9 protein-coding genes are annotated in these 19,275 nt (G+C 72.6%); 8 read left to right on the top strand and 1 reads right to left on the bottom strand.

Going from position 1 to position 19,275, the window contains the following annotated elements:
* Positions 1-49 precede the first annotated feature (49 nt).
* A complete protein-coding gene (locus ABZ877_RS08465) occupies positions 50-2,020 on the bottom strand; it encodes an AMP-binding protein (protein WP_361066466.1) in 1,971 nt (656 codons plus the stop codon).
* A gap of 332 nt (positions 2,021-2,352) precedes the next feature.
* Between ABZ877_RS08465 and ABZ877_RS08470 the strand changes: the two genes are divergently transcribed.
* The 8 genes from ABZ877_RS08470 to ABZ877_RS08505 all read left to right on the top strand — a co-directional run bounded on the left by ABZ877_RS08470 (position 2,353) and on the right by ABZ877_RS08505 (position 19,186).
* Complete coding sequence (locus ABZ877_RS08470; protein ID WP_361066469.1) at positions 2,353-3,126, top strand: alpha/beta fold hydrolase; 774 nt, start codon at positions 2,353-2,355, stop codon at positions 3,124-3,126.
* The gene (locus tag ABZ877_RS08475; RefSeq protein ID WP_361066472.1) at positions 3,123-6,230 is read left to right on the top strand and encodes a condensation domain-containing protein; all 3,108 of its coding nucleotides are present in this window, start codon (positions 3,123-3,125) and stop codon (positions 6,228-6,230) included. Before ABZ877_RS08470 ends, ABZ877_RS08475 begins: the two co-directional genes overlap by 4 nt.
* 45 nt (positions 6,231-6,275) lie before the next feature.
* Positions 6,276-6,476 carry an MbtH family NRPS accessory protein gene (locus ABZ877_RS08480; protein WP_361066475.1) on the top strand — a complete coding sequence of 67 codons (201 nt, stop codon included), beginning with the start codon at positions 6,276-6,278 and terminating at the stop codon, positions 6,474-6,476.
* A gap of 32 nt (positions 6,477-6,508) precedes the next feature.
* Entirely contained in the window at positions 6,509-10,969 is a 4,461-nt protein-coding gene (locus ABZ877_RS08485; RefSeq protein WP_361066478.1) for an amino acid adenylation domain-containing protein, read from the top strand.
* Between the two features lie 3 nt (positions 10,970-10,972).
* Positions 10,973-11,977, top strand: a complete 1,005-nt coding sequence (gntD, locus tag ABZ877_RS08490; RefSeq protein ID WP_361066481.1) for a guanitoxin biosynthesis L-enduracididine beta-hydroxylase GntD — start codon at positions 10,973-10,975, stop codon at positions 11,975-11,977.
* Between the two features lie 81 nt (positions 11,978-12,058).
* The gene (locus ABZ877_RS08495; RefSeq protein WP_361066484.1) at positions 12,059-14,698 is read left to right on the top strand and encodes an amino acid adenylation domain-containing protein; all 2,640 of its coding nucleotides are present in this window, start codon (positions 12,059-12,061) and stop codon (positions 14,696-14,698) included.
* Positions 14,699-15,009: 311 nt separating this feature from the next.
* A complete protein-coding gene (locus ABZ877_RS08500; protein WP_361066487.1) occupies positions 15,010-16,788 on the top strand; it encodes a BTAD domain-containing putative transcriptional regulator in 1,779 nt (592 codons plus the stop codon).
* Positions 16,769-19,186, top strand: a complete 2,418-nt coding sequence (locus tag ABZ877_RS08505) for a M28 family peptidase (protein WP_361066490.1) — start codon at positions 16,769-16,771, stop codon at positions 19,184-19,186. Before ABZ877_RS08500 ends, ABZ877_RS08505 begins: the two co-directional genes overlap by 20 nt.
* Positions 19,187-19,275 lie beyond the last annotated feature (89 nt).

A 19,275-nucleotide genomic window follows, 5' to 3' on the forward strand; every position in this document is an offset into this window, starting at 1 on the left:
CAGGGGGCGAGTGCCGACGGCGGGCTGCAGGGGGCGGGTGTCGGCGGCGTCAGTCGTGGGACATCAAGGTCTTGACGCGGTCCAGTGCGTCGGTGTAGGGCAGTTCGTCGTCGGCCCAGCGGCGGGCGAGGCGGGCGGTCAGTTCTCGGGGTGTCTGGGCGCGGAGTACGTCTTCGACCCGTACTTCGAGGGTGAGGGCGTCCTCGGCGACGGCGGCGATCTCGGCCGCCCGCAGGGAGTCCCCGCCCATGGCGGCGAGGGTCTCGTCGGGTCCGCAGGAGGGGACCTGGCACACGGCGGCGAAGATCGAGGAGAGGAAGAGGGTGAGGAGTTCCGTGTCCTCGGCCGTCGCGGTGACCGGTGTGGCGGTGACGGCGGTTCCGCCGAGGGTGCCGTCGAGGTGGCGGGTGCGGGCCAGGGAGTGCTGGACCTTCCCGCTGGTGGTGCGGGGGATGGTGCGGGGCGGGCAGAGGACCACGGTGTGGACGCGGGCGCCGGTGGCGGTGAGGACGCGGATGCGGATGTCGGCGGCGAGGGCTGCCGTGTCGTGGTTCCGGCCGGCGACTTCGACGGCGATGACGATCTCGTCGTCGGGTCCGGCGAAGGCGGCGGCGGTGGGCCGTACGGCGGGGTTGTCCTCGGTCGCGGCGGAACACAGGTCGTGGGCGTGGTGGTTGACGCCGTTCTGGATGAGGACGTCCTTGCGGCGGCCGGTGACGGTGAGGTGTCCGGCGCGCAGCCGGCCGAGGTCGCCGGTGCGCAGACGGCGGGTGCCGTCGAGGACGCCGAAGAGTTCGCCGGCCGGGGCGCCTGTGCTGTTCCAGTAGCCGTTGCTGATGCTGGGGCCGCTGATCCAGATCTCGCCCTCGGCGCCTTCGGGGACGGGGGCGCCGGTCTCGGGGTCGACGAGGACGAGGGTGTGTCCGTCGATGACGGGGCCGCAGTCGACGCGGCCGTCCTCGTCCACGCCGTCGGCGGGTCCGCTCCAGTGATGTCCGGTGACGATCAGGGTGGCTTCGGCCAGGCCGTAGCACGGCAGGAACGCCTCGGGGCGGAAGCCGTGGGGGGCGAAGCGGTCGGCGAACCGCTGGAGGGTCGCGGGGCGGATCGGTTCGGCGCCGTTGAAGGCGAGGCGCCAGGTGCTCAGGTCGAGCCCGGTGAGGTCGGCCGTGGCGGCGCGCCGGTCGCACAGGTCGTAGGCGAAATTCGGTCCGCCGGTGTGGGTGATGCCGAGTTCACTGATCTGACGCAGCCAGGCGAGCGGATTCTTGAGGAAATGAACGGGTGACATCAATCGGACCGGAAAAGCGCCGTGAACGGGCGTGAGAATGAATCCGATGAGCCCCATGTCGTGATAGGGCGGAAGCCAGGAGACGACGCGGGCGGTTTCGTCCAGCTTGAATACGTCGGTAATCGCTCTGATGTTGGCGAGGAGATTCCGGTGTTCCAGGACGACGCCTTTCGGCTGTCCCGTACTGCCCGACGTGTACTGGATGAGAGCGGGGTCCTCGGGTGCGGCGGCGGTGCGCAGCAGGGCGTCCAGGACGTCCTCGTCGGGGTTCCCGTCCGTGGTCGCGTCGGCGTCGTCGTCGAGGGTGAGGACGCGCGGCATGGCCTCGGGGTGCACGCCGGCGGTGAACAGTCCGAGCACGTCCGGGTCGGCGAGCAGGGTGACGGCGCGTGAGTCCTCGAGCATGCGGGTGAAGCGGGCCGCGATGCGGTCGGTGGAGCCGAAGATCGGCGGATAGGCGGGGACGGCGGGGACCCCGGCGAGGAAGCAGGCCCAGACGGCGACCACGAAGTCCAGGCCAGGCGGGTAGAGCAGCAGGGCGGGGCCCTTGTTCCCGGAGTCGACGCGCAGTCGCGGCGCCACCTTGGTGGCTCGCGCGAGGAGTTCCCGGTAGGTGAGGCTGTCCACTCGCCCGTCGTCGTGCAGGTACTCGTAGGCCGTCTGGTCGCCGCGGGTGGCGGCGTGCGAGACGAGGGTGTGCACCAGTGTGGGGCGAGCTGGGCTCGGCATCGGCTGACTCCATTCCCTCGGCCGCGGGCGGCCCGGTGTCGGATCGGCGGATCGCGCATCGGGAGGTGCGGGCTCGGTGACAGGTCGGTATGACGGCGGCACACTCCGGCGCCGAAGCAATTAAAAGTGCGCTGTCTCTCACTCGGCTCTCACTTTCTTATCGCTCACCTCTCAGTCGGTCATGGGGTCGTTGAGTGTCCTTCGAGGTAACTGGTACGAATATGGTCGGCGGTTATTGATTTCCGCTCCGTGACCCGGTGGGAGTTGCCGGTTCCGGCAGCGGTCCACCGCATTCTCGCGTTCTGCGTTCGCCATCTCTCATGGAGGTAGAGGTGCGCCCGACCCGACCGAGTTCCCGCTGGTTCCGATCCTTCGGCGATGTCGCCGATGCGGTCAGCGAAGTGGTGTGCTTTCCGCATGCCGGGGGCAGCGCGGCGATGTTCCAGAACTGGCAGCGGTACACGTCGACGTTGAAGATCACGGCGGTGCAGTTGCCGGGCCGTGAGGTACGCCTCGGGGAGCGGCCGTTCCTGGAGATGACAGCGCTGGTGGACGCGCTGGCGCCGGCGCTCGCACCGCTGACCGGGCGGCCGTACGCGTTCTACGGGCACAGCATGGGCGCTCTGGTCGCCTTCGAGGTGCTGCGGCGGTTCGGGAAGCTGGAACTGCCGTTGCCGTCGGCGCTGTTCGTGTCCGGCCGGGACGCTCCGCAGTACGCGGACCAGGAGCGGGTGCACCATCTGCCGGACGCGGAGCTGCTGGCGCGGCTGCGGGCCTGGGAGGGGATGGAGCCGCAGGACCTCTCCACGTACGAGGAGCTCGTCGCGCTGATGCTGCCCACCATCCGCGCCGATCTGACCCTCGCGGAGACCTACCGGTACGTTCCGGGCCCGCCGCTGCCGGTGCCGGTGCGGGTGCTGCGCGGCAGACGGGACCCGCTGGTGCGGGACGGGGACGCGGGCTGGGCCCGGCAGACCTCGGCGGACTGTTCCGTGCACGAGTTCGACGGAGGTCACTACTTCGTCCAGGACCACGAGGAGAGCGTCGTCGCACACATCGGGGCTGCGCTCGGCGCATCGGCCGCGAGGGAGGCGGGAACCCAGTGAGCAGTTCCTCGTACGCCGGCGGTATCGGCAGCGGCGAGTCACGTGACTACAGCGACTACTTCGTGCTCCCGGCCGCGCCGGCGCAGCGCAGTCTGTGGTTCGTCTGCCAGCTGAACCCGTCGAGCAACGCCGCGTACAACGTGGTGAGCGCGGTGCGGCTGACGGGTGAGCTGGACGTTGTGTTGCTCCAGCAGGCGGTGAACGCGGTGGTGGCGCGGCACGAGAGCCTGCGCACCGGGGTCGGCCTGGTCGACGGCGATCCGCACCAGCTGGTGCTGCCGGAGGCTTTGGTGTCGCTGCCGGTGGTCGACTGCGCGGGCCTGCCGCCCGGTGCGGTCGAGGACCGGGTGCAGTCGCTGGCGCGGGAGCAGGCGTCGGCGCCGTTCACGCTGGACGCGCCGCCGTTGCTTCGGCTGGTCCTGGTGCGCGAGGCCGCGGACCGGCACACGCTGATCGTGACGATCCATCACCTGGTGTGCGACAGCTGGTCGATGGACGTGTTCTACGCGGACCTCGCCGACGCCTACCGCGGGTTGCGCGAGCGCGGCGAGGCCGGTCTCGGTGAGCCGGCGGTGCAGTACGCCGACTATGTCAGCTGGCTGGACGAGCAGCTGGCCGGGGAACGGATGGACGCGCTGATCGCCCACTGGCGGCGGACGCTGTCCGGTACGGCGCCGTTGCAGCTGCCGGTGGACCGCCCGCGCGAACTGGGACGCGGCGGGGACGGCGGACGGGTGGAGGAGCGCCTGGACGGGGTGACGACGGCCGCGCTGGAGGAGCTGGCCAAGAGTTCCGGCGCAACGCTGTTCATGGTGCTCCTCACCGGTTTCATGGCGACGCTGGCCCGGGTGACGGGCCAGGAGGACGTCGTGGTGGGCACGCCGGTGGCGGGGCGCCACCATCCGGACGCGGAGCGGCTGGTCGGGTTCTTCGCGAACACCCTCGTGCTGCGCGCCAGGCTGCCGCTGTCCGGCGGGTTCGGGACGGCGGCCGCGGTGGTGCGGGACGCGTGTCTCGGCGCCTTCTCGCACGACCGGATGCCGTTCGACCGTCTGGTGCAGGAGATGCGGCAGACCCGCGCCCTTGAGCGCAACCCGCTCTTCGACGTGATGTTCTCCATGCCGAACACCCCTCCGGCGGAGGCGGGGTTGCCCGGTCTGACGATGACGCCGGTGGAACTGGACCGTACGGCGGCCAAGTTCGACCTGTGGCTGACGGTGCTGCCTGACGGGGACGGGCTGCGGCTGCAACTGGACTACGACCGGGGCCTGTACGACGAGGCCACGGCGGCCCGCATCGTGGAGCTGCACAGGCTGGTGCTGACGGACGCGCTGCGGGACCCGGCGGCCCCGGTGGGGGCTCTGCCCCTGGCCGCCGACGCGGCCCCCGCACCGGCCGTGGGAGAACCGGAGGCGGCCGGGCGGGCGGCGGGGACGACCGTGGCGGAGCTGCTCGCGGAGCGTCCGGCGGACAGTGTGGTGCTGTCATCGGCGGACGCCGTGCTGACGCTGGGCGAGTTGCGCGAGTGGGCGTCGGATCTGGCCGGCCGGCTGCGTGCCGAGGGCATCGCAGGGCCGGACGTGCGGGTGACCACTCCCCCGGTGCCGTCGGCGGCGCTGGTCGCTGTGGTGCTCGCGGTGTTCGAGGTCGGCGCGGTGCCCGCGTACGGACTGCGGCACGACCGGGAGGGCGCCTTCGTGCGGCGGGCCGAGGAGGAGGACGGCGGCTGGCTGATCACCACCGGTCCGCGGTTCGACCCGGCGGTGGACACCGGGCCGTCGGGGCCGGACGCGCCGGCCTGGTCGGCGCAGGACACGGACCCGGCCGGCGCGGGGGCGGTGCTGTCGCACGGGGCGCTGGCCGCCGCGGTGGCGGCCGTCGCGGACCGGCTGTCGGTGACCCCGGAGGACGACGTGGTCCTGCTGGACGGGGGTTCCCCGCCGTCACCGGTGGATCTGCTGATGGCGTTGACGCACGCCCGCAGCCTGCTGCTGTCAGGGGTGCAGCTGGCTCCTCCGGGGCCGCCCGGAGCGTTCGTCCTGGCCGATCCGCCGACCTGGCGGAGGGTGCTCACCGAGGGCTGTGAACCCCCGCCGGGTGCACGGCTGGTGTGCGTCGGCGAGGTGTTGGCGCCGGATCTGGTGGACATGCTCGCACGGACCGGCCGCACCGTGTTCCTTGGCCGCCCCGGTCCGGGAGTGGTGGCGCCCCCGGTCGCGCTCGCCCCGCTGCACGAGGGGCGCGGGCGCCGCCTTGGGCCGGCCCCCGCCGGTGTGGTGCGCAGTGTGCTGGACGTCCTGGGCAGGCCCGTGCCCGCCGGTCTGGTCGGCGAGCTGTTCGTCACGGACGGGGCGGGCACCGCCGTGCCGGCGGGGCTGCGGTGCCGCCGGGCCGGGGACGGGGCCCTCGAGGTGGTCGGGCCCGGTGCGGGCCGGCTGTTCGCCGGGGACCGCTCCGTCCCCGCGGCGAGCGTCGAGAAGGTGCTCAACGGGTCCCCCGGCGTGGCGGCCTCGGCCGTGACCACGGACGCCGGGCAGAGCCACCTGGTCGCCTGGCTGGTGCCGGACGGCACCGTCCCTACCGGCACCGAGGCGGAGCGTGAGGCGTTCACCGCCGCCGTCCGGAGCCGGGCCCGGTCCGCGCTCCCCGGCCACCAAGTCCCCGCCGTTCTCGGAGTCCTGGACGAACTGCCGCTGGGCCCCAGCGGCGAAATCGACCGGGGCGCCCTGCCGGAGCCGCCCGCGCGGGCGCCGCGCGAGGCGGTGGCGCAGGTGCCGCCCCGCAACGGGGTGGAGCGCCGGGTCCTTTCCCTCTTCCAGGAGGTGCTCGGACTGTCGGCGATCGGTGTGCATGCCGACTTCTTCGCGCTTGGCGGCCACTCCCTGCTCGCCGCCAAGATGCTGAGCCGCGTCCGGGCCGACTTCGGCCTGCAGGTGCCGGTGCGCGACTTCTTCCGTCTGCCGACCCCGGCCGGACTCGCCGCGGCCATCGAGGAACTCGAACGGGCGCGCGACCGCAGACCCACCGCCGACGAGGCGCTGCTCGCCCAGCTCGCCGGGATGTCCGACGACGAGATCGACCAGCTGCTTCGCCATCTGAACTGACCGGCGCATCCGAACCGGTCATCCGACCCACCACGAGGAGGCCCCATGGGTATCGACGACGCCGACACCGTCTTCCAGGTCGTCGTCAACGAACAGGACCAGTACTCGATCTGGTTCGCCGACCGGGCGGTGCCCGCGGGCTGGGCCGCCGCCGGCCCGGCCGGCACCAAGCAGGAATGCCTCAAGCACATCGAGCGGGTGTGGACCGACATGCGTCCGCGTTCGGTCCGCGAACGCTCCGCCTGATCGCATCCGACACTAGGACGGGAGTCCACCGAATGAGCGGGCAGCACGAGATCAGTTCCCTGACGTCCGAGGAGAAGCGCGCGCTCCTGGCGGGCCTCCTGGACACCTCCGCGAACGTCGCCAGTAACCTGACACTTGAGCAGCGCCGGTTGTGGCTGCTGATCCAGCTGGACGAGAAGCGGCCCTGGCAGACGAGCGTCGCCGTGCGGCTGACCGGCCGGACCGACGCGGCCGTGCTCCAGCAGGCGCTGTCGACGGCCGTGCAGCGCCACGAGGTGCTGCGTACCACCTTCCGCACGGTGGACGGCCACCCGCTGGCCACCGTCAGGCCGGTGGCGTCGCTGCGACTGCCGGTGGTCCAGGTGGACCCGGACCGCCTCGACGAGGAGCTGGCGCGCATAGCGGCCTCCGAGACGCGCCGCCGGTTCGACCTGGCACAGGGCCCGCTGGTGCGGGCGAGCCTGCTGCGGCTCGGCGAGGAGGACCACGTCCTCCTGCTGACGGTCCACCAGCTCGTGGCCGACCGGCGCTCGGTGCGGCTGTTCACGGACGAGGTGCTCACCGGGTACGCGCATCTGCTCGGCGGGAACGAGGAGGGGGCGACCGGGCCGTCCGCCGAGCCGCAGGCCCTGGCCGCCGCCCAGCGCGCCTGGCTGACCGGCGACGACGCCGAGAAGGACATCGAGTACTGGCGCGACCGTACGTCCGGGCTGAGCGCCCTCGAGCTGCCCACCGACCGGCCGAGGCCGCCGGTGAAGACCATCGACGCGGACGTGGTGACGGTGCCCGTGCCGCAGGAACTGCGGGACCGGTTCGAGGCGTTCACGTCCGGTACGGGACGGCGGTTGTCCCGGCTGCTGCTCGCCGGCTGCGCCGCGGTGCTGTCCCGCCACGCCGAGCAGCGCACGTTCGCCGTCGGTGTGCCCGTGCCGCCGTCGTGGCAGGAGGGCGCCGAGGACCTGATCGGCCCGTTGGAGAACACCCTGCCCGTGCGTTTCGATCTGGACGCCGGTGAATCCCTGGCCACGCTGCTGGGGCGGGCCGACTCCGCCCTGGACGAAGCCCTGGAGCACGCCCGGCTGCCGTTCGAGCAGATCGTGGAGGCGGCGCACCCGCCGCGCGACCTCAGCCGCACCCCGCTGTTCCAGGTGCTGTTCGGTTTCGAGGAGGAGTGGAGCCGCCGGGAGCTGCCCGGAGTCACCGCCCGGCGGCTCGACCTGCCGGTGACGTGGACCCCGCACGACATCGACCTGTACGCGGTGCGCCGCGACGGGGAACTGTCGCTGCGGGCCCACTTCAACACCTCGCTGTTCGACCGGGCGACCGTCGAGCAGTTCCTGGACCGGATGCTGCTGCTCCTGGACTCCGCGACCGCGGAGCCCGACCGTCCGCTGTCCGACCTGTCGCTGCTGTCCGGGCGGGACCGGGAGCGGCTGGAGGCGTGGAACGCCACGGCGACCGAGCGCACCGGGCCCCGGCTGCTGCACGAGCTGGTGGCGGAGGCCGCCGCGTCGCGTCCGGACGCACCGGCGCTCACGTCGAGCACGGCGGAGCTGAGTTACGCCTCCATGGAGGCACGGGCCGAGGCGCTGGCCGCACGGCTCGCCGGACTCGGCGCGGGCCCGGAGTCCCTGGTCGGCGTGTTGGCCGACCGCTCGGTGCACACGATGGTCGCGCTGCTGGGTGTGCTGAAGACGGGTGGCGCGTACGTGCCGCTGGACCCCTCGTACCCGGCGGACCGCATCGCGTCGATCGCGGAGGAGGCCGGGATCCGCGTGCTCGTCGGCGACCGGGCGACGCTGGACGGGCTCGAAGGCAAGGCGGCGGACCTGGAGCGGGTGGCGGTGCCGACCGCCGATCCGGACGGCCCGGTGACACGGCCGGCCGTGGAGATCGAGCCGGACAACCTGGCCTACGTCATCTACACCTCGGGGTCCACCGGCCGTCCGAAGGGCGTGGCGGTGGAGCACCGGCAGATCACGCACTCCACACTGGCCCGTTCGATCCTGGAGGAGCCGGGGCTGCCGGAGCGCTACCTGGTGCTGGCCCCGTTCACGTTCGACGCGTCGGGCGGCGGTCTGTACTGGACGCTGATGCGCGGCGGCACCGTCGTCGTGCCCTCCGAGGCGGAGGTGCTGGACCCTCGGCTGCTCGGTGCGCTGATCCGGGACAAGGGCGTCACCCATGTCGACGGGGTGCCTTCGCAGTACTCGGTGCTGCTGGAGACCGAGCCCGAGCCGTTCCCCTCCGTGCGCACGACCGTGCTGGCCGGTGAGGTGCTGCCACCCAGCCTGGTCGAGGCGCACCGGCGGCGCTCCCCCGGCGTGGCCCTGTTCAACGAGTACGGTCCCACCGAGGCGACCGTGTGGGCGTCGGTGCACCCGGTGACCGCCGAGGACGCCGGGTCCGGCCGCGTGCCGATCGGCCGCCCGATCCCCAACACCCGGATCCATCTGCTGGACAAGCGGCTCAACCCGGTGCCGCCCGGTGTCCCCGGTGAGCTGTACATCGGGGGCGGTGGCGTGGTCCGCGGCTACGTCAAGCGGCCGGGGATGACGGCCGGCAGCTTCCTGCCCGACCCGTTCTCCGAGGAGCCCGGCGCCCGGCTGTACCGGACGGGGGACCTCGCCCGCTACCGGCAGGACGGCAGCATCGAGTTCCTGGGCCGGGCCGACACCCAGGTCAAGATCCGCGGCTTCCGGATCGAGCTGACCGAGATCGAGAACGTCCTGCTGCGCCACCCGCTGGTCGCCGAGACCTCGGTGATCGCCCGCGAGGACCAGCCGGGCGTGCCGCGCCTGGTGGCGTATGTGGTCCCCGTCGTCGGCCGGGTGGTGACCAAGGAGACCCTGATCAAGCATGTGCTGGCGCAGGTGCCGGACTACATGGTGCCCAGCGCGTTCGTGACGCTGGAGCGCATGCCGCTCACCCCGAACGGCAAGATCGACACGGCCGCGCTGCCCGCCCCGGACCTCGGCATCGAGGACTTCGTGGAGCCGGGGACGCAGCTGGAGGCGGAGATCGCGGAGACGTTCTGCTCGCTCCTGGGCGTCTCCAAGGTCAGCGCGGTGGCCGACTTCTTCGAGCTCGGCGGGAACTCGCTGCTGGTGGCGCGGCTGACCGCGCAGCTCTCCCGGACGCACGACGTGACGCTGCCGGTCGAGCAGATCTTCCGGGTGCCCACGGTGGCCGGCGTCGCCGCGGCCATCGAGGAGGACCGGCGGCAGCGGGACAACGTGGACAGCGAGGTCCTGTACGCGCAGCAGCTCGAGGAGCTGCACGCGGAGATCACGCTGCCCGAGGAGATCGCCCCCGGCGATCTGCCGCACTCGGAGTGGTTCGCGCCGCGCCACGCGCTGGTCACGGGCGCGACCGGATATCTGGGCGCGTTCCTGGCGGTGGAGCTGATCCTGCGCACGGACGCGCTCGTGCACTGCCTGGTCCGGGCGGAGAACGAGGAGGAGGCCTGGGAGCGGATGGAGGCCACGCTCCGCAAGTACCACGCGTGGGACGAGTCCTACCGGTCCCGGATGCGGATGGTGGTCGGCGACCTGGCCAAGCCGCGACTCGGCCTGGGCGACGGGGAGTTCGCCGCCGCCGCGGCCGAGCTGGACGTCATCTACCACAGCGGCGCGGTGGTCAACTTCACCTACCCGTACGAGGCCGCCCGGCCGGCCAACGTCGAGGGCACCAAGGAGGTGCTGCGGCTCGCCACGACCACGACGCTCAAGTCGGTCCACTTCGTGTCCAGCGTGGACGTGTTCATGGGTACCGGGGCGGAGCGGCCGTTCACCGAGGAGGACCTGGACAGCCGTCCGATCCGCATACCCACCGGCTACCCGCGCAGCAAGTGGCTGGCCGAGCGGATCGTCTACCTGGCCCGTGACCGGGGCATCCCGGTGACCGTGCAGCGGCCGTGGATGATCACCGGCCACACGCAGACGGGCGCCTCGCACCACACCGACTACCTCTACGTGTACCTGCGGGGCTTCCTCGACCTCGGGGTGCTGCCCCTCTACAACGATGTCATCAACGCGGTGCCGGTGGACTTCACGGCACAGGCCATCGTCCACACCTCGCTGCGGGAGGAGAACTTCGGCAAGAACTTCAACATCACCAACCCGGCGCCCACCACGATGACGCAGTGCTACCAGTGGCTGCGGTCGTTCGGCTACGACCTCAACGTCATCGACGAGGAGGAGGCCCGGCAGCAGGCGCTGAACGTCGACGAGGACCACGTCCTGTTCCCGATGACCCCGCTGCTGCGGGTCGCCTCGATGCGACACGCCGCGCTCGACCCGGAACTGCAGAAGCAGATCGACCCGCAGGACGAGTGCCGGGTGCTGACCGAGGCTCTCGAGGGGTCGGGCATCAGCTGCCCGCCGGTGAACGAGGAGTGGGCCCACGCCTGCTTCCGGTTCCTGGTCGACGGCGGCTACCTGCCCGCGCCCGAGGACGTCGTCGTCCCGCAGGGACCGACCGGGAGCCGATGAGCGATGATCCGTTACGTGGACCTGGACGCGGCCGAGGGAGCCGCGCTGGACGAACTGACCCGCTCGGTCCTGCGGGACCACGGGGCGAGCACTGCCCCGTCCCTGCTGGACGACCTGTCGCTGGTGGCGCACCGGATGCCCCCGCGCCTGATCCGGGAGCTGCGCCGGTTCCGGACCGCCGAGGAGGCGTCCTGCCTGGTGGTGCGCGGCCTGCCGGTGGACGACCGCCGGCTGGGGCCGACCCCCCTGGACTGGCGGGAGCCGCCGAGGGAGCCGGAGTCGGAGGTGCACGAGGTGTTCCTGACGCTGGCGACGGCGCACCTCGGTGACATCTTCGGCTGGTCGACGCTCCAGAACGGGCGGCTGGTGCACGACGTACTGCCCGTGCCGTCGCACGAGAACGACCAGAGCGGTCACGGCACGGTGGAGCTGGCCTGGCACACGGAGGACGGTTTCCACCCGTACCGCTGCGACTATCTGCTCCTGCTGGGGCTGCGGAACCATGACGCGGTGGCCACCGGCGTGGCCGGGGTGGACGAGGTGGTGCTCGCCGACGAGCACCGGAAGGTGCTGAGCCTGCCCCGGTTCCTGATCCGGCCGGACACCGAGCACCTCCGGCACGCCCGGACGCTCACCGCGGACCGTGGAAGCCCGCACGCGGTGCAGCTGATGCAGGACGAACCGGAGCCGTGCGCCGTGTTGTTCGGGCACCCGGACCGGCCGTACCTGCGGATCGACCCGGCGTTCATGTCGCCGCTGCCGGGTGATGCGGAGGCGGCTGCGGCGCTGGAGGCGCTCACCGCGGAGCTGCAGCGGAACCTCACCGACGTGGTGCTGGGCCCCGGTGACCTTCTGGTGGTCGACAACTACCGGGTGGTGCACGGCAGAGCCGCGTTCAAGGCCCGGTTCGACGGCACGGACCGCTGGCTGAAGAAGGCGGTCGTCACGCGGGACCTGCGCAGGTCGCGGGCCCACCGGAAGTCGCCGGCGGAGCGCGTGCTGCTCTGACGGCTGATGAACACACCGGGGCGACCGGGCGGGACCCCGTCCGGTCGCCTCACCACGACAGCACATGTGAAGGGAACCAACATGCCCGCGTCGCCCGTGCCCCGGTCCCTGCGCACGCCTGTCCCGGCGGCCGGCCCGCTGCATGGTCCTCCGGCCGGACAGGCCGACGTGCCCGCGGGCGGCCGCGCCGGTCTCACCGCCGGCTGCTGGGTGGTCGACGGCCCGCTCGATCCGGGGGCGCTGCGCGTCCGGATCGCGGGCAGCGGGCAGGAGGTTCCGCTCACGACGCTCGGGCCGGGGAGCGTCGGGACGGACCGTGCGGAGTGGGGCGGGCTGATCCGTGAAGAGGCGGCCGCCGCCGAGGCGGAACCGGGCCCGTGCCGCGTGTTGCTGGCCCCACTCGATGAGGAGCGGTCCCTTCTGGTGGTGGTCGCCGAGGACGCGCTGCCCCCGGCTGCGGTGATGCGGTGGCTGCTGACGGACGACGCGTTGTTCCCGGCGGCCGGCACGGGGCCTGAGGGCCTGTCACGGGCGGCCCCCGGGCCCGCGGACGGGCAGTCCGGGGCCGCCGGACACGGACCGACGGGTCTGCCGGCGGGCGGTGACCGGGCCTCCGGGTACGCGGGAACGGTGCGGGTCCCGGCCGGGCGGGCCCCCGCGCTGCTGCGCTCCGCCGGTGTACCGGTGGAGGCGTCGCTGGCCGTGGCCCTGGCGGTGCTGCTGGTCCGATGCGGCGGCGCGCCCGGTACGGGGATCGTCGTCGCGTCCGACACACCCGTGGCGGTCGCCCCGAAGGTGGCCGAGAACGTGTCCGGGACCGTCGCCCTGCGCGCGGGCGGTCACGCGCTCGCCTCGGGCGTGCCGGTCCACCCCGGATTCCACGCGGCGCTCGCGGTGTCCCCGTGCGCAGCATCGGAGCCGGAACGGGTCGGCGCGTACACCGTGTCGGCGGTCCGGCCGCCGGACTCGGTGGCCCACCACGGGCTGCTGGTCCTGCTGGAGGACGAGCGGCTGCGGATGGACTACGACACCGGTCTGTACGAGGAAGGCGCCGTCGCCACGTTCGCCGCACGGCTGCTCGCCGTCCTGGAGGAACTGCTCGACGACCGGCCGGTGCACGGGATCGTCGCCGCCGGGGCGGCGGAGCGGGCCGCGCTCGCCGAGTGGTCGCGCGGTGCCGAGGCGGCTGTTCCCGCCGTCTGCCTGCACACGCTGGTCGAGGAGCACGCCGCGCGGACCCCGGACGCGCCGGCCGTGCTGTGCGGGGAGACCGAGCTGACCTACGGACGGCTGGACGAGGACGCCAACCGGGTGGCCCGCCTGCTGCGCGCGGCCGGGGTCGGCCCCGGAGCACTCGTGGCGCTGCTGACCGAGCGCGCGGCCTGGTCGGTGACCGCGATGCTGGGCACTTTGAAGGCCGGTGCCGCCTACGTCCCGATCGAGCCGACGTATCCGCCCGAGCGCGTCCGGCGCATCCTCGCCGACTCGGGGGCCATGGTGCTGCTCGCCGGCCGGGAGCCGGAGTACGCGGTGCGGGTGCCGGTGCTCGCGAGCGGGGAGGCGGCCGGGCTGCCCGGCACCCCGCTGGACGTCCCGGTCACCCCCGACGACCTGGCGTACGTCATCTACACCTCCGGTTCCACCGGGACGCCCAAGGGCATCGGCGTGCATCACCGGGCGATCGTGGCGTCCACGGCGGCCCGTGAGGTGGCCGGGCCGCCGCCCGGCCGGGACCTCGTTCTGCCGCCGCTGTGCTTCGACGGGGCGGCGGGCGGCATGTTCTGGGCGCTGACCTCCGGAGGCGCGGTGGTACTGCCCACCGAGCACGAGGCACACGACCCGATGGCGCTGCGGAAGCTGCTGGAGTCCGCCGCCGTCACCCATGTCCACGCCGTGCCCTCGCACTACCGGATCGTGCTCCAGGTCGCGGACCGGGAGGCGCTCGGCCGGCTTTCGATGGTGGCCGTGGGCGGGGAGCCGCTCGGCCCGGAGATCGTCGCCGAGCATCTGCGGCTGTGCCCGCAGGCGCCGCTGTTCAACGACTACGGGCCGACAGAGTGCGCGGTGTGGGCCACCACGCACCGCTGCGGTCCGGCGGAGGCGACCGGCGCGGGCATCCCGATCGGCCGTCCGGTGCCCGGATACCAGGCGTACATCCTCGACGGCGGGCTGCGGCCGGTCCCGACCGGGGTGCCGGGCGAGATCTGGCTCGGCGGGCCGGGGGTCGCCCGCGGCTATCACGGCCGTGCGGCGCTGACGGCCGAGCGGTTCCTGCCCGACCCGTACCGGCCCGGCGAGCGGCTGTACCGGACGGGGGACCGCGGGCTGTGGGGGCAGGACGGCCGGCTGCGCATCCTGGGCCGGGTGGACCACCAGGTGAAGGTGCGCGGATTCCGGATCGAGCTGGGTGAGGTCGAGGCGGCGGTCCGCAGACATCCGGCCGTCACCGAGTGCGCGGTGCTGCTGCGACAGGAGGGCCCGGCCGAACAACTCGTCGCTTTCGTGGTGTTGGGATCCCCTGTGACCGTGCCTGAGTTGCAGGGGAAAATCGCCGAGTCGGTACCGGAGCAGATGCGCCCTCATCGCATCGCCATAGTGCCGCGCCTTCCGCGAACACCGGGCGGGAAAGTGGACGCACTGGCTCTTCGGACCATGTCGGTTCCCCACCGTACGGGCACGGCCGATGCCCGAACGGGCATGGGTGACAATCATTTTCCGTAAACCGTTCCGTTCCAGCCATTCTCCCTCGCTCATGGCGCAGTTCAATCCTTTACAGCGCTACTGTAAAGACTCGTCCAAGGGAAACCAATAATGGCGTTCGGGTTGGGTATAGACACGACAAGTGGAGCTCTGTAGGGTTCCCCATTGGCTGCGATAAGTCCGTCACCTGGAGGATGATCTTGCCGCTCCGCAATGGTTTTTCATCTCTCGACAAAGGTCGTCCGAACGAGGGGAACGAGGGCAACGTCCGCGATGTTTTCTTTCGCATTCTCGGGCCGTTGGAAGCAGCCGTCCGCGGTAAGCCGATTCGCGTGGGCCGAAACAGACAGTTGACTGTTCTGGCAGCGTTACTGCTCAATGCGAACCGCGTCGTCCCGGTGAATTCACTCATCGACGCCGTCTGGCGTTCCGCCCCGCCCGCCACGGCGGACAAGCAGATTCAGACCTGCGTCTGGCGGCTGCGGAACGCATTCGCAGCGGCCGGTGCGCCGGTCGACCTGATAGAGACCGAACAGGGCGGATATCGCATACGGCTCGACGAAGAGGATCTCGACGCACACGCGTTCGAGAAAGCGGTGCGCCGAGCCCGGAAGCTGACGGCCGCCGGCGACCTGGAGTCCGCCTCCGCCGAATACCAGCGGGCGCTCGCCTTCTACCGTGGCCAGCCGCTCGCCGACATCTCCGGGCCGCTGACCTACGCGGTGGCCGCCCACTGGGAGGAGCGTCGCTTCTCCGTCCTCGAGGAATGGCTCGACATCGGGCTGACCCTCAACCGGCACGCGGAACTCATCAGCGAACTCAAACCGCTGGTCGCCGAATATCCGATGCGCGAGCGGCTGTGCGCCCAGTTGATGACCGCGCTGTATCAGTCCCAGCGCCGCGCGGAGGCGCTGGCCGTCTACCGCAACAGCCGCCTGGCCCAGATCAATAATCTCGGCCTTGAGCCGAGCACGGGACTTCAGGAACTGCACCAGAAGATCCTGGCCGGTGAGCCGATCGCCCCGCCGCCCGCCGTCGTGGCGCACCAGCCCTGGTCGGGCGCCAAGACACCGGCGCAACTACCGCCCCGCACCAAGGACTTCACCGGGCGGCGCGACCTGCTCCAGCGCATCACCTCGGACCTGCGCGCGGGCGGCGAACCCCGCGTGGTGGCGCTGGCGGGATGCGGCGGCGCCGGCAAGACCGCCCTCGCGATCCACGCGGGTCTCGCCCTGCAGCAGCACTTCCCCGACGGTCAGCTCTACGCCGACCTGCGCGGGCACACCGACCCCGTGCACCCGCAGGAAGTGCTGAACGGCTTCCTCGACGCGTTAGGGGTGCCGGAACAGCGCATCCCCGCGGGCCTCGCCGCCCGTGCCGCGCTGTTCCGCAGCATCACCGCCAGCAAACGGCTGCTGATCGTCCTGGACGACGTGGCGGAGTCCACGCGTTACGAGACGCTGCTGCCCAGCGGCGAGAGCGCGGTCCTGTGCACCGGCCGGGCGAGTCTCCTGAAGATCCCCGGCCTGATCGAGTACCACGTCGACGGGCTGCCCACCGACGAGGCACTGGACCTGCTCGCTTCCCTGGCGGGTGTGGAGCGTGTGTTCGCCGAGGTCGACAGCGCCCGGCGGATCGTCCAGCTCTGCGGACACCTGCCGCTCGCCATCCGGGCCGCCGGGGCGCGGCTGCGGGCCCGCCCCCACTGCACCCTGCGCAGCTTCACCGGCCGCCTGGCGACGCAGGAGGACCGGATCGCCGAACTCTCCATCGGCTCCCTGGACATGGGGGCACGGCTCGACTCGACCGTGGAGCAGCTGTCGCCGCTCGCCTACCGGTTGTGGCTCCGGCTCAGCATGTGCGACGTGGACGCCGTCCCGGAGTGGATGGCCTCCGCCGTCTCCGACCGCCCCGGCGAGGACACCCAACGGCTGCTGGACACCCTGGTCAACGCGCACTTGCTCACGGTCGCCCAGCACCGGGCGCCGGACGGCCCCCTCTACTCGTTCAATCCGCTGGTGCGCGACCACGCCCGGCAACGCGCCGCGACGGAGCTCGGAGCCCTCCGGCCGGACGAGGAGTGCTCGGTCTATGGCACTCAGGCGGTATGACGGCGGGGCGGGCGGCTCCCGCCCCGAGAACCGGAACGGGTCCACCGCCGCCCGCCCGAGCGATGCACGCCCTGGTGAGGAGGGCCACGACGGCCCCGGTCAGCGCACCACCGGTGGGCGCTGGGTCTTCCCGGCCGCCGTCGCCGTCTTCACCGCACTCTGTCTCTCCCTGGTCGCCTGGAACAGCAGGATGCCCGCCGCCCTCGGGCCGGACGCGCCGGCCGACACCTTCTCGGCGGCCCGCGCCGCCACGCACGTACGGGAGATCGCCACCGCCCCCCGGCCCAGCGGCTCCGCCGCGCACACCCGGGCCCGGCAGTACATCGTCCGCACCCTCACCGCGCTGGGCCTCAACACGCGGGTGCACACCGGGGCGGCGGCCTCCCACCGTCCGGACCTCTCCCCCATCGGCGCCGACTCCCGCTACGCCGACCTGCGGCTGCGGAACGTGGTCGCCCGCGTTCCCGGCACCGCGAGCACCCGGCCGGTCGCGCTGGTCACCCACTACGACTCCACCGAGGCGGGCCCCGGCGCCAACGACGCCGGGGTCCCGGTGTCGGTGCTCCTTGAGACGGCCCGTGCGCTGCTGGAGGGGCCGCCCCCGCGCAACGACGTCCTCTTCGTGTTCACCGACGCCGAGGAGAGCGGACTGCTCGGCGCGCAGGCCCTGGTGGCCGGAGCGGGGACGCTGCCACCCGACGCGGTGGTCCTCAACTTCGAGGCCAGAGGCAGCAAGGGCCCCAGCCTGATGTTCGAGACGGGACCGGACGCCGACTGGCTGGTGCGGACCCTGACCGGGTCGGCGCCGCACGCGCGAGCCGACTCGCTGCTGGACGCCGCGTACCGCTACATGCCCAACCTCACCGACTTCACCGTGTTCCAGGAAGCCGGGCATCAGGGCCTGAACCTGGCCTACCTCGACGGCTACACCCACTACCACGGCGCCGGTGACACCCCGGTCCGGGTGGACCCGGACACCGTCCAGCACCAGGGAGAGCAGGCCCTCGGTCTGGCCCGCGCACTCGCCTCGGCCGACCTGACGCACACCCCGGCCGGGGACTCCGCGTACTTCCGGGCGGGCGGATGGTCCGTCTCCTACCCGCTGGGCGCGGCGCTGCCCGCCGCGCTGGCGACGGCCGGGCTCGGTCTGGCGCTGCTGCTGCGGCTGCGGACGCGCGGCACGCTCACCGTGGGCGCCGTCCTGCGGGGGTTCGCTGTCGCCCTCGGGCAGCTGGTGCTCGCCGCCGGGGCCGCGTTCGGCCTGGCGCCCGTGGTCGCGTCGGGGCACCCCGAGTTCGCCCACTACTACGACATCGGTGATCACGACGCGGCCCTCATCGGGTTCCTGTCGCTCACCCTGACCGTCGGCTGCGCGCTCGCGCTGATCGCCAAGCGGTGGGCCGACGCCGCGGCACAGGTGGCGGGGGCCGTGCTGCTGTGGATCGTCCTGTCCGTTGCGTCGGCGGTGCTGCTGCCCGGCGGCAGCCATGTGTTCGTCTGGCCGACGATGGGGCTGCTCTCCGCCGCCGCTGTGCTCACCTCGCGGGCCGGGGCGACGGCGGCGGGCCGGGTGGCGGCCGCCGCCCTGGGCACGGTACCGGCCGCCCTGCTGGTGTTCCCGCTTGTGCCGCTGCTCACGAACGCTCTGGGCCTGGGCCTCGTGGCCGCGCCGGTGGCCGTGGCGGCACTGCTCACGGCGCTGCTGCCGGGGGTGCTGCCGGTCCTGCCGCGGCTGCTGCCGGTGACCGCCGCCGTGGTGGCGACGGCCGTGCTGGCGGGCACCGCGCTGCTGCCCCGCGAACCCGAGGAAGCGGTACGGGCCGACCTTCTGTACCTGTGGGACGCGGACCGGCGAACGGGCCACTGGATCAGCGGGGCCCCGGCGGATGACTGGAGCGACGACTTCCTGCCCGCGGACGCCGGGCGCGGCTCGGTGGCGGATCTCTGGCCGGGCTGGCGGGTGCCGGTCCGGCGGGGCCCGGCCGAGGCGTACCCGCTGCCCGGCCCACGGGTCACCACGAGGGTCGTCTCGGACACGGCGGACGGCGGACGGCGGGTCAGGGTGACGGCGGCGTCCAGGCGGGGCGCCGACCATCTGGTGGTTCTCGTCAGCGGGGCCGACGTCCGCGGCTGGTCCCTGTCCGGGGTGGCCGGTCAGCACGCCGACGACCCGGCCGGTGACGCCCCGTGGGAGCTGTGGGTCCGTCATGTGCCGGCGCGGGGCGCGGAACTGGAGCTGGAGCTGGGTGCGGGGCCGGCGACGGTCCGGGTCATCGACCGCAGCCAGGGCCTGCCGGGGCCGGCGGCCGACGGACCGGACGGCTCACGACCGCCCGCGCTCGGGGTCGCCTCACTCGGAGAGGCATCCCTGGCCGCCACCACCCGAACGCTGGAGTGAGGCGGTGCGTGACACCGTACGGCGCAGAGCCGTGCGGCACATGCGACCGGGGGTGGCGCGTTCGGCGCCACCCCCGGTTTCCTTCGGTC

Source organism: Streptomyces sp. NPDC046939, from assembly GCF_040644575.1.
GTDB lineage: Bacteria > Actinomycetota > Actinomycetes > Streptomycetales > Streptomycetaceae > Streptomyces.